Genomic DNA, 11390 nt, shown 5'->3' on the forward strand with positions numbered 1-11390 from the left:
GGCGACACCCCCGGCGTGCCCCCCCGGCCCCTCGCCCACGGAACCGCCCTGCACAGCGGTGAGGAACCGCCCGGCAGAACGCAGCAGCCGGAGCAGGAGACGAACGCGACTGCGGCGCGAAGCGCTGGACGGCCGCCGTGCCGAAGGGCTGTGTGCCGGGCAAGGTGGCCGCTGCGTCGAAGCAGGTCCTCGCCATGCTGGCCTGCGGCACCGAGGCCAAGCTCGCCGCATTCGATCCGACCGACGGCAGGGCCCGCTGGACCGTGCCCCTCGACGCCCGGCGGGGTGTCGACGCGCGCGGGAACGTGGCCTTCACCTCCACCGAGCCGATCGTGCTGCGCGTCGACGAGGTGAGTGCCTTCCTCGCCTTCGGCCCCGACGGCCGCCCCCGGGGACGGATCGAGTCCACCGGCGCCCACGGCTCGATCGGCGGGAACGTGGCCGTCTCCGACGGGCGGCTGTTCGCCCTCACCGACGGCGGCAGCTGGGGGCTGCTCGTCGCCTTCGACCCGGCGACCGGCGGCGAGCCGTGGCGCACCGACCTCGGCGGCGCCCGCTTCAACGCCGGCGGACTGCACGCGGAGGGCGGCCGGGTCATGGCCGTGCTCACCTCCGACAAGTACGGCGACAACCTGTACGTGTACGACGCCGTCACGGGTGATGAGGAGGAGGACCGCGCCTTCCGCGAGCGCATCGGAGGTGCCTGGGACCTGTTCCCGTACAAGGACTTCGTCATCGGCGTCCGTACCGGTGGGAGCGTGCGGCCCTTCTCCGCGTACAAGCGCTGGTGACGGCCGCCATCCACTCACATGTCGCCAACGGCATCAAACAGCCACCGGCCAGCGCGCCTCCCGAAGTCGTGAACATTCGCTGTCCGTTCTCGTGAACAAAGCCGCTGTGCGCGGTTCACGGGGTCGGGCCGAAGACCGTCGACCACCTCGCCCCCCTGGCCGGCCGGTCCGGCGTCGCGGTGGACGTGCACGGGCGGGTGTTCGCCCGCGGGGCCGGCGTCGAGGTGACGGGCTACGCGCAGCCGCGCAAGGTGCACGGGCAGGCCGCGGACCACCTCGGGCACGACCGGGGCGGACTGGAGCACGCGGTGTGGCGTCACATGTCGGGACGGCGCCGGGGAAGCCCCGGGCTTCCTCGGCACAGGCGCTGGGGTCTTTCCGCGGAACGCTCGACGAGGGAACCGTCCGCCGCCGTGTCCTTGTCATCGCCCGGGGCCAGCAGGTCCCGAAGACGGCCCTGCGACTCCTCGTCCTGTGGGCCACCGCCACCGCCCTCTACTTCCTCCTGCGCACCGCAGCCCGCTACCTGCGCCGCACATGGCCCGGAAGCCGGCGACCGGCCCGCCGCGGTCGACCGCGGCGGGCCGGTCGCCGGCTTCCGGGCAAGGCCCCGCGGGTCACGGCCGGCGCCGGTGGCCGCGGCGGCGTCCCTACCGGGGGATCGGCGCGTACCGGTCCACCAAGGCACACAGCTCGTCGACGCGTCGGTCCGCGGGTTCGGCCGGCCAGGGCTGGGCGTCGGCCCACTGCTGCCACAGCCCGCCGGGGGAGAGGAAACCGGCCGCATGGCCGGTGCCCGAGCGGTTGTCGATGTGCGCCGGCGCTGCGCGACAGCGCACGACGCGAACACGAGGCCACCACCGACACATGCATCGGCGAAATCGCCCACGACCTCATCCTCTGGCCGGCCGCCCGAGACTTCCCGGACGGCCGACCCGGCAGAGCGGCACGTTCCACAACACGGCCCAGACCACCAGGAGGCAGCCGGGCGCACCATGACAGGGTCACCGGCGATATTTCACGCGACCCGCGCGCAGCCCGCGCCCTACGATCCCCGGTACGGCCGGAGGAGCGGGGGCGGGGATGCGTGAGGACCGCAGGGGCGGGACAGCGGCGGCGGCGCGCCTGGCGGAAGGTGCGCCGCTGCGGGACGCGCTGGTCGTCGCCGACCCCGGTGACTGGCTTGCGCTGGACGCGGGAGCGCGGGAAGTGGCCTGGTACCGGGTGCAACCCCTGCCGGAGTGGGAACACACCGCCCCGCTGCCCGCCGACCTGACACAACTGGGCGAGTCCCGGCTCGCCCTCGCCCTGTGCCACCGGGACGGGCGGATCCGCGAGGAAGCGGTGCGCAGGGCGGCGCAGCACCCCGCCCTGCTGCCGCTGATCGTGATCCGCTGCGCCGACTGGGCCGAACCCGTGCGCGAGCACGCCCAAAAGCTGCTGCGCCAGGTCCTGGACGCGCACACCGCCGTCGATCTCGCGCCGCTGATCCTGCGCGTCGGCCGCCGCGACCGGGGCACCTTCGGTGTCGAGCTGCTCGGAAAGGTCCTGAGCCGGGCACCTCACGGGGGGCTCACCGCTCTCTTCGCCCACCCCGACCGCCTCGTGAGGCGGTTCGGATACCGGCTGGCCGTCGAGCACCAGCTCCTCCGCCCCGCCGAGCTGGCCCGTGCGGCCGCCCGGGACGAGGACACGGTGGTCCAGGACCTGTGCGCCACCGCGGCCCTCACATCCCTGCAGGACGAGGACAGCACCTACGACGAAGTGCTCACGCCCCTGCTGACCGCACGCAGCCCGCGCACGCGTTCGGCCGGCGTCACCGCGCTGCGGCGGGCGGGACGACCGAAGCAGGCGGAGCCGTTCCTCGCCGACCGCTCCGCACTGGTACGCGCCTGCGCCCGCTACGTGGTACGACAACACGGAGACGACCCGGCGCCCTGGTACTGGCAGCGGTGCGCGACACCCGATGACCCCGGGCTGCCGCCCGGTACGGTCATCGGGCTGGCCGAGTGCGGAAACCGCGCGGACGCCGGTCTGCTGCGGCCGCTGCTCGCACACCCGGCAGCCGGAGTGCGAGCGCAGGCGGTGGCCGGGCTGCGAGCACTGGACCTCGCAGACGCAGAACGGCTGTGGCCGCTGCTCGACGACCCGACCCCCACGGTCGTCCGCGAGACAACCGTCGCCCTGCTGCCGTCGACGAAACAACTGCCCATCGGCCGGCTGCTGGAGCGCACCGGGGCCGAGTACCCGCGGCATGTCCGGGTTGCCGCGTTCCGGCTCCTCGACGCACACGGCGGGGTCGTGGCGCTGCGAGCGGCGGTCGGGCTGCTGGAGGACTCGGACGTGAAGCTGCGCACCTGGGCCAGGCAGTCCGTGCAGCGCTGGCATCCGTCGGCGCAGGTGCGGTGCGGGGACGCGGAGGTGGGCGAGCTGCTCGACCGCGGCCGGCACCTGTTCAGCGATCACGCGCTGCGGCGACGCAAACGGGAAGCCGGGCTGGACGGCTGACCCACCCGGAAATTCCCCACCACCGGAACCACCGTGCCGGTGGACGTCTCCAGGGCGCGCACGGCCGCATCGACGACCTCGACCTGATGCAGGCGAGGAGAGGAAGGCGCAATCACGGCCGCTCAGTCTCCCACCCGGCCACCACACAACCACGGCCGTCACCCCCACTATCCCGCCCCCGATCAAGACCGCACGGAGGACACGACCGTGAAAGAGCTCCTCGCCGACCTCCTGGAGCACCTCCTGCAGGGACTCCTCGGAATCCTGCTGATCACATGGTGGCTGGGCGGCCCCGCCGTCACCGCCATCGTCTGGGACCAGCAAGACCCGAAGGCGGCCTGGCAGTTCCTCGCCCTGTGGGCCACCGCCACCGCCCTCTACTTCCTCCTGCGCGCCGCAATCCGCCGCCTGCGCCGCTCCTAGCCCCACCCGTAACCAGCCGCGCACCCGGCCGCGCCGGACGATCGCCGCCCTGCTCGCCGGCGACATCGCTACGGGTGGCCCGGTCCCTTCCCAGGACAGCCGTGAGGGAGACTGTCGCCCCGCACGCCGTACAACCAGCCCGAGGAAGGAAGTACCCCTTGCCCGTGGGCATCGTCGACGGCTGCCTCACCATTGCCGGGATGATCGTGGATGCTGCTTCGCCCGCCCCACGAAGGGACGGGGCTCCGGAGGGGCCACCTTCCGGAAGGGGCGCGCTGCAGGAAGAAATTGGAGGCAGGTCGTGGATTGGTCGGACGAGGAGTACTGCCTGTACGTCAACGCCAGTGAGGCGTCGTCGCTGTGGATGATCCTGGCGGACTACACCCGCAGCGAGGACGAGAAGGAGTGGACCGAGCACATCCCGGTCTTCCGCAGGCTGATCTCCCAGTGGTCCTCCCGGGGGTTCCTCAAGCTCTTCCAAGGAGAGGAGTGGCCCGCCGACCTGAAGGGCCGGGAGATTCCACCGCCCGAGGTCGATTCCGTCCTGTCGGACCCGGACAACTGGCGTTACGAGGAAGCGCCGTCCCGGCTCACCTGCATCACGGTCGGGGACCGTGAGATAACCGAACTGCGAGAACCCGACGCATGAGCCGATGCCGACGCGACCATACGTGCGGAACCGAACCGGTGCCGCAGAACCCGAACCCTGCCGTAGAGGGGAAGCGGCCGGAGGGCCGGTGACACGGGAAAGACCGAAGCTCCCGGAGCGCCGGCTTCTACCGCCCGGCGCACGCCACGATCTACGACGCCATCACCGGTTTGGACGGCCGGGACGAGCCGGCCGACCCGATCACCGTGGCCGCCGAACTGGGGCGCCGCGGCGACCTGGCCCGCCTCGACTGCCCCGCCTACCTCCACCAACTGATCGAGGCCACCCCCCACCGCGGCCAACGCCGGCTACTACGCCGCCATCGTCGCCGACCGCGCGAAGCTGCGCTGCGCGTCGTGCTCGCGCGCCTGCGGGCCGAACGCGGTTGGACCTTCGACGAACTCGCCGACCGCAGCGGGCTTGCCCGGCGCACTCTCATCGACCTCGAACACGGCCGCACCACCGGCAGTGTCACCACCTGGCACACCCTCGCCCGCACCTTCGACGTGCCCATCGAGCGCTTCCTGGGCGCCCTGTGTGACGACCACACCCCGCCCGGCACGGCCACTTCCTGAACTCTCGCTCCGTCCCGGTGCGCACCACGCCGTGAATCACCCGATCGGGCAATCAGGTATGGAACAGTCATCCGCGTCTCCGCCGGCTGATCAACCCCGGTCTCACCCACACCAACAACGCCTGGCACCTCGGCACGACCACCGGATGACCGGAGTGGCTGCCCGGCTTCCGGCCGGACAGCCACTCACCAAGATTTTCATGAGTCTTCTAGCCCGTCCGGGTGGCGGCGAGGTGGGCATCCACGGCGACGACACCGTCGACGCCCTGGCAGAGGCCCACGACGACCGGGACGAGACGCGGTTCCGGGACGTGACCGCGCAGGGCGACGACCCCGTCCCGGACATCGACTGCGACGGTGCCCTCGTCCAGGCCGAGGATGCGCCCCAGGACGTCCTGCTCGACCTCGTTGCGGATCTCGACGTCGGGGCGGACGAAGGCGTCGAGCAGGTCGCTGCGGCTGACGATGCCGGTGAGGAGCCCGTCGTCGCCGACCACCGGCAGCTGCTTGACGTGCCGCTTGCGGAGTTCCCGCGCGGCCCGGGGGATCGTCCAGTCGGCGCGGGCGGTGAAGACGGGGCTGCTCATGAGCGCGCCCGCAGTCCGGGCCCGGGCCTTGCCCCAGGCGCGCTCGTCGCTCCCGTCCTGCCCCTGCGGATCGGGCATGCCGGTCTCGTGCCGCAGCACGTCGGACGCGGACACGACGCCGACGGGGGCGCCGTCGTCGTCGACGACCGGAGCCGCGACGATGTCGTTCGCGTCCAGCAACGCGGCGACCTCCTGGAACGGTGTGTCGGGGCGGAGGGTGACGACCTCCTCGGTCATCACGTCACCGACCGTGCGACGGTGCAGCATGGCATCGGCCTCTTCCGCTTTGCGACGGGGCGGCCGCAGCCGGACCGCCCGGGCGGACAACGTGCGGCACGCCGGCCTCCGCGGCCCTGCCCTGCTCGTCCACGCCGTCTCGCCCTACCCATGACAGCACCGCGCCGCTCCGGCGACCAGTAATGTTCGGCCTGGCGGAGGGTCGGCCGTCCCACGGCCAGGAGCACGGCCGAGCGCACGGCAGGTCCTGGCGACGCCGGGCGCTCGGCCCCTGCGCTTGTCGACGGGGATGATCAGGTCACCCCTGACCACTCACTCAGCATCGTTGACGCTGCTGGCTTCGGCCGCGAATACGCGACACCTCAACATACGACCTCACCAGCCCCGAGGCCGGGCTCGGCCCCAGTGCGTTGACGCACGACGCAGAGGACGGCACCTCAACGCCGCGTCCTCCCACGGTCCGGTCGAGGGCGAGCGGTGCCTGTACCACCCGGCCGGCCCGTCGATGACTGTCCGCCGTGCCGTTCCGGCCGGCCCGCCCCCGTCCCTGCTGCGGAGCGGACGGCGGATCCGGCGGCCGAGGCCGCAGCCCGGGTGGCCCAGGAGCAGATCAAAGCCGCGCTACGCGGCAAGGCCCTGGACCGCCGCCGCGGCCCTGCGCCGTGCACCCGCGCCGAGCGGGCCCGCCGCCGAGAGGCCGACGAGCGCGCCGCCACCGAGCAGCGCGCCCGGGCCCTGGCCGCGCTGGAGGCCATGGCCGACACCGCCTCCGACACCGCCGCTGTCCTGCTGGCCCTGGCCGCCGACCGTCCCGGAGCCGTCCGATGACCACTCCCCGTCCCCGCAGGGCCGACGACGCCCGCACCCGCCGCATCACCCAACACCTCCCACCCGCCTACGCCCACCGCCTCTTCCATGCCCAGGCGACCGGCGCGAGTGAGCAGCAACTGCGCGACATCGTCGCCGAAGGCCTCCAGGAGCAGTACTTCAAAGATGCCAGCCGCCGCGCCCACGACCTGCTCGTGGAATTCACCGACATCGACTACCTCGACCTCACCTACTGACATTTCGTCCCGAGGAATTCGAGCAACGGGAAAATGTGAGCCGAAGCACGATAGCTGTCACCAAGGCGGGCTGGTTGTCATCGACGGCGTTGTGAGTGGTTGTCGGTCTAAGAAGCCATCTCATTTGGCGAGTCTGCGGTAGCAGATGAGGGTGCAGGCGAGGCTGGTGAAGGCGAGGAAGTGCTCGGCTTTGCGCTCGTAGCGGCGGTGGAGGCGCCGGTAGCCGGTGAGCCAGGCCATGGTCCGTTCGATGGTCCAGCGGTGCCGACCGAGCCGCTGCGAGGTCTCGACGCCCTTGCGGGCGATGCGGTGCCGGATGCCGCGCCCGGACAGCCATTGGCGCAGGTGGCGGTAGTCGTAGCCCTTGTCGGCGTGGAGCTTGCCGGGCTTGCGCCGGCGCGGGCCGCGGCGGGAGCGGATCGGGGGGATGCCCTTGACCAGCGGGATCAGGGCCTGGCTGTCGTGGGTGTTGGCACCGGATCCCGACGGACAGGGGCAGACCGGTCCGTTCGGTGATCAGGTGGATCTTCGAGCCGTACTTGCCCCGGTCAACAGGATTCGGACCGGTCAGGTCCCCTTTTTCATCGCCCGCATGTTCACCGAGTCGATCGCGCACCGGGACCAGTCCAACTCGCCGCGGGAGCCGAGTTCGTCCAGGACCAGGCGGTACAGCTTGGCCCACCCACCGGCCTTGGTCCACTCGGTAAACCGGTGGGCCGTCGCCCCGGACGGCCCGAACGACGCCGCGGGCAGTTGCTGCCACGTGCAGCCCGACGTCGCCACGAAGATGATCGCGGCCAGCACCTCACGGTCCCCGTGCCGGCGCCGGCCGCCGCCTTGGGGCCGCGACGGCGCCTCCGGCACCACCCGCTGGAACAACTCCCACAACTCGTCCGGCACCAGCCGCTCAACCATTCCCACCACGGCCGGCAGCCTACCGGGCCAAATGATGGCTTCTAAGGGTCCGGCCACCACGGCACGTGGCCGGCGTCCAGGGGAAGCGCGGTGATCGTCGCGTCCGAGTGTTCCCACGTGCGCCGGTAGAACCCGACGATCTGATCGCGGGTCTCGTCCTCGGCCGCCCACAGATCACTGCCGTCGGAGTCCTGCCACCGGGGCAGCGGTTCCGAGGAAGGCCGGTCGAAGACCTCGCCGAAGTACCTGGCCTCGACAGTGGCCACGTGTTTGACCAGGCCGAGAAGGTTGGTCCGGTCGCTGTCAAAGGTCGGCGGCGTCGTATTCAGACAAGCCATCGAGTTTCCAGAGCAGCGCCTCGCGGTCCCGCCGCAGTCTCCCGTGCAGGTTGTCTTTCGCGAAATCATCGAACATGCGGCATGAGCCTGCCATGGGCCGTTCGTGGCCTCAAGATCCCGTACGCGGTCAGCGATGACTGGCAGGGCCGAGGCCTGGCCATGGTCTTCGACCTGCGCGAATCCGGCGCCATCGCACAAGACGCCGACCTGGTCCTCCTGCTCCACCGAGAGGGCGTCTACGAGAAGGAGTCCCCCCGTGCCGGCGAGGTCGACCTGATCGTCGGCAAACACCGCAACGGCCCCACCGCCACCATCACGGTGGCCGCCCAGCTGCACTACTCCCGCTTCGTCGACATAGCCCACCCCTGACCACCCCCGACAAGCCGCCCGACGGCCCGCAGGACGCCCCAAGATCCCCTCCCACACCCCCCAAGTCGACCGGGAGGGAAATCGGTGCTCTGCGGCCGCACAGCCGCCCCAAGAAAGGAGCACTCCTGCCCGTGGGCATCATCGGCGACAGCCTCGACCAGGCCGATCAGGGTCTTCACCCGCCCGATTCCGAAGACCGCGGCCGCGCAGACGCGCTTCCTCCCAAGCAGGCCAAGGGCTCCACCAAGGCGGTCGCGCAGCGCCTGGGCGTCTCCCAGCGCACCGTCCAGCGTTACCTGGCCGGCCGGCGCAAGCACCCCACCCCGGCCGTCGCCACCCGCCTGGAGGCCGAGGTCCGCAAGGACTGGCAACCCTGTATCCGCAAGCATGCCCGCACCCGTGCCGCGACCACCGGTGGCATCACGGTGGAGACCCGGGCCCGGTTCGGCTTCACCGCCGCCCCCGGCACCACCGACGACGCCCGCACCCCCGCATCACCCAACACCTCCCACCCGCCTACGCCGCCCGCCTCTTCCACGCCCGGGCGACCGGAGCGACCGAGCAGCAACTGCGCGACATCGTCGCCGAAGGCCTGCAGGAGCAGTACTTCCAAGACGTCGGCCGCCGCGCCCATGACCTGCTCGTGGAGTTCACCGACATCGACTACCTCGACCTCACCTACTGACATTCCGTCCCAAGGAATTCGAGCAACAAAAAAGGCGAACGGGCCCCGGGCATTCCCCGGCCCGTCCGCCTTTTCTACACGCTCACCAGTCCGTTTCCGCCGCACCGGCGCGGGCCGAATCCTGCCCACCGCGCCGCCGTCGAAGGCGACGGTGCGGTGAGGGGTGGTGCCTGCGCGCGGCACGGTGCGCAGGTCTCCCGACGACGCAGCCATGGAGGGAACGGTCATGGCTCAACTGTCGCCGCAGTGAGCCCGGTGCGCCGGCCGGCCCGGCGCAGGGCGGTCAGTACGCTGATCGGGAAACGGTCCGACAGCACCACACGGGCCCGGCCGACGCAGTCGTCGGTGATCGCCGGGCCGACGGAAGCGCCCCCGCCCGTCCGCCGGCCCGCTCGCCCACGAAGCCCCAGACGCCGCGATGGCACACCGGCAGAAGACGCAGGGCACGGCAACAGGGAGCACTGCGCTGCGCCGGGGCAGAAACGGGACAGCTCGACCAGGACCTCACCGAAGACACCCCCACTCCACCACCCGCTACGACCGACGCCCCCGCTGCTTCCCCTCCCGCACCCAAACCCGCAGCGCCTCTACCACCACCACAGAGTGGGGGTGGTCGGGTCCGAGGATCCGCTCACTGTCGGCAGCGGCCTGTTCGAGCAGGGTGATGGCTTCGCTGGTGCGTCCGGCCTGCTGGTAGGAGGTGGCGAGGTTGGCGCGGGCGCCGAGGGTGTCGGGGTGGTCGGGTCCGAGGATCCGCTCGCTGTCGGCGGCGACCTGCTCCTCGATGGCGATGGCCTCGGTGGTGCGCCCGGCCTGCCGGTAGGAGCCGGCGAGGTTGCCGCGGGCAGTGAGGGTGTCGGGGTGGTCGGGTCCGAGGATCCGCTCACTGCCGACGGCGACCTGCTCCTCGATGGCGAGGGCTTCGCTGGTGCGCCGGCCTGCCAGTAGGAGGCGGCGAGGTTGCCGCGGGCGCCGAGGTGTGGGGTGGTCGGGTCCGAGGATCCGCTCACTGTCGGCGGCCACCTGCTCCAGCAGGGCGATGGCCTCGGTGGTGCGCCCGGCCTGCCGGTAGGAGGTGGCGAGGTTGTTGCGGGTGTTGAGGGTGGGTGGTCGGGTCCGAGGATCCGCTCGCTGCTGGCGGCGACTGCTCCTCGATGGCGAGGGCTTCGCTGGTGCGCCCGGCCTGCCAGTAGGAGCTGGCGAGGTTGCCGCGGGCGCCGAGAGTGTGGGGTGGTCGGGGCCGAGGATCCGCTCGCGGTCGGCGGCGACCTGCTCGAGCAGGGCGATGGCCTCGGTGGTGCGCCCGGCCTGCCGGTAGGAGGTGGCGAGGTTGTTGCGGGTGTTGAGGGTGTGGGGGTGGTCGGGTCCGAGGACCCGCTCGGCCTGGGCGGCCAGACGTTCCCAGTAGGTGACCGCGGCGTCGTACAGGCCGGCGTTGAGAAGGCTGCGCCCGGCCCGGTGGAGGACGGGGTGGCCGTCGGGGGTCCACAGGTGGTCCGCGGCGTGACCGGCCAGGGCGTCGGTGTTGGCACGCAAGCTGGCGGCCAGGTCCCAGTCGCTGTGATCTTCTGCGGGCCATAGTTCGTAAAGAGCGTCGGCAGCCGTTCTCACGATGGCGGGGGTGTCGGCGTCGGGGGTGGTTTCGCGGGTGGCGCGGGCGGTGAGGGCGTGCAGCCGCACGGCCCGGTTTCCGGCCCGGGCGTCGTCGGTGAGCAGTCCGTAGCGGTGCAGGACGCGCAGTGCAGCCCGGGCCTGCCCGGCATCGACCCTCTCCTGGAGCTCGGCCTGGTCGGCGCCCTCCCCACCCTGGCCGGCCCCGGCCCCGGCCCCGGCCCCGGCCCCGGCCTCGGTGCCAGTGGGTTCGGTTTCGGTGGGTGTGGTGCGTGGGGGTGAGGTATTCGGTGACGGGGTGGTGGTCCACAGGTCTCGGGGTGTCCGGCAGGGTCGAGGACGGCGGCCAGGCGCAGAGCGGGAAGAGCGAGCCGGCGGGTTCGCAGGCTTGGGCGGCGTCAGGGAGAGCAGTAGCGCGGTGGTCACCTGCCGCCCGTAGCCCTCGCCGTCGGCCCCGGCGGGCAGCAGCCGGTCCAGTCGCAGCTGCCGGTCGGTGAAGAGGCGCAGGTAGTCGGTGCAGGGTATGTCTTCGTTGATCATGTAGGCGGTGGCGTGGGACAGGGCCAGCGGCAACCACCCAGCTCCTCGACCAGCACCCTGGCCTGCTCGTCCACAGGTGCGCCGCGCCGGCGTCGGCGA

The 11390-nt window shown here is 71.8% G+C and carries 8 protein-coding genes and 7 pseudogenes; 10 read left to right on the forward strand and 5 right to left on the reverse strand.

The window, feature by feature from the left end:
- Positions 1–125 precede the first annotated feature (125 nt).
- A pseudogene (locus GQS52_RS26825) lies at positions 126–791 on the forward strand (PQQ-binding-like beta-propeller repeat protein); the annotation flags it as partial.
- A 650-nt stretch (positions 792–1441) separates the two neighbouring features.
- On the opposite strand, the gene GQS52_RS26830 reads toward GQS52_RS26825, so the two are convergent.
- Positions 1442–1630: a DUF6000 family protein gene (locus GQS52_RS26830; protein WP_182313699.1), complete on the reverse strand. Its 189-nt coding sequence runs from the start codon at positions 1628–1630 to the stop codon at positions 1442–1444.
- Between the two features lie 244 nt (positions 1631–1874).
- On the opposite strand from GQS52_RS26830, the gene GQS52_RS26835 reads away from it, so the two are divergent.
- From GQS52_RS26835 to GQS52_RS26855, 5 genes and pseudogenes are all read left to right on the forward strand, one after another.
- Positions 1875–3299 carry a hypothetical protein gene (locus GQS52_RS26835; RefSeq protein WP_259370469.1) on the forward strand — a complete coding sequence of 475 codons (1425 nt, stop codon included), beginning with the start codon at positions 1875–1877 and terminating at the stop codon, positions 3297–3299.
- 207 nt (positions 3300–3506) lie between these two features.
- Positions 3507–3722 (forward strand): hypothetical protein, encoded by a 216-nt coding sequence (locus tag GQS52_RS26840; RefSeq protein ID WP_182311069.1) that lies wholly within the window; start codon positions 3507–3509, stop codon positions 3720–3722.
- A 301-nt stretch (positions 3723–4023) separates the two neighbouring features.
- Positions 4024–4371: a hypothetical protein gene (locus GQS52_RS26845; RefSeq protein ID WP_182311068.1), complete on the forward strand. Its 348-nt coding sequence runs from the start codon at positions 4024–4026 to the stop codon at positions 4369–4371.
- Between the two features lie 170 nt (positions 4372–4541).
- Positions 4542–4604 (forward strand): annotated as a pseudogene (locus GQS52_RS28155) (hypothetical protein); the annotation flags it as partial.
- A 114-nt stretch (positions 4605–4718) separates the two neighbouring features.
- A complete protein-coding gene (locus tag GQS52_RS26855) occupies positions 4719–4946 on the forward strand; it encodes a helix-turn-helix transcriptional regulator (protein WP_182316117.1) in 228 nt (75 codons plus the stop codon).
- A gap of 208 nt (positions 4947–5154) precedes the next feature.
- Here the strand turns inward: GQS52_RS26855 and GQS52_RS26860 are convergent, their stop codons facing one another.
- Positions 5155–5799, reverse strand: a complete 645-nt coding sequence (locus tag GQS52_RS26860) for a CBS domain-containing protein (protein WP_182311067.1) — start codon at positions 5797–5799, stop codon at positions 5155–5157.
- A 564-nt stretch (positions 5800–6363) separates the two neighbouring features.
- On the opposite strand from GQS52_RS26860, the gene GQS52_RS26865 reads away from it, so the two are divergent.
- Positions 6364–6597, forward strand: a complete 234-nt coding sequence (locus GQS52_RS26865) for a hypothetical protein (protein WP_182311066.1) — start codon at positions 6364–6366, stop codon at positions 6595–6597.
- Positions 6598–6620: 23 nt separating this feature from the next.
- Positions 6621–6833, forward strand: a pseudogene (locus GQS52_RS26870) (XRE family transcriptional regulator); the annotation flags it as partial.
- A gap of 120 nt (positions 6834–6953) precedes the next feature.
- On the opposite strand, the pseudogene GQS52_RS26875 reads toward GQS52_RS26870, so the two are convergent.
- Both GQS52_RS26875 and GQS52_RS26880 read right to left on the reverse strand, forming a co-directional pair.
- Positions 6954–7748: pseudogene (locus GQS52_RS26875) on the reverse strand (IS5 family transposase).
- A 44-nt stretch (positions 7749–7792) separates the two neighbouring features.
- A pseudogene (locus tag GQS52_RS26880) lies at positions 7793–8162 on the reverse strand (DinB family protein); the annotation flags it as partial.
- Positions 8163–8245: 83 nt separating this feature from the next.
- Here GQS52_RS26880 and GQS52_RS26885 point away from each other — a divergent pair.
- Both GQS52_RS26885 and GQS52_RS26890 read left to right on the forward strand, forming a co-directional pair.
- Positions 8246–8455: pseudogene (locus tag GQS52_RS26885) on the forward strand (DnaB-like helicase C-terminal domain-containing protein); the annotation flags it as partial.
- 131 nt (positions 8456–8586) lie between these two features.
- Positions 8587–9140 (forward strand): annotated as a pseudogene (locus GQS52_RS26890) (helix-turn-helix transcriptional regulator).
- 534 nt (positions 9141–9674) lie between these two features.
- Here the strand turns inward: GQS52_RS26890 and GQS52_RS26895 are convergent.
- Positions 9675–11324 carry a tetratricopeptide repeat protein gene (locus tag GQS52_RS26895; RefSeq protein WP_182316115.1) on the reverse strand — a complete coding sequence of 550 codons (1650 nt, stop codon included), beginning with the start codon at positions 11322–11324 and terminating at the stop codon, positions 9675–9677.
- Between the last annotated feature and the right edge of the window lie 66 nt (positions 11325–11390).

It is taken from the genome of Streptomyces sp. SCUT-3 (assembly GCF_014083985.1).
GTDB classification, from domain to species: domain Bacteria; phylum Actinomycetota; class Actinomycetes; order Streptomycetales; family Streptomycetaceae; genus Streptomyces_H; species Streptomyces_H thermolineatus.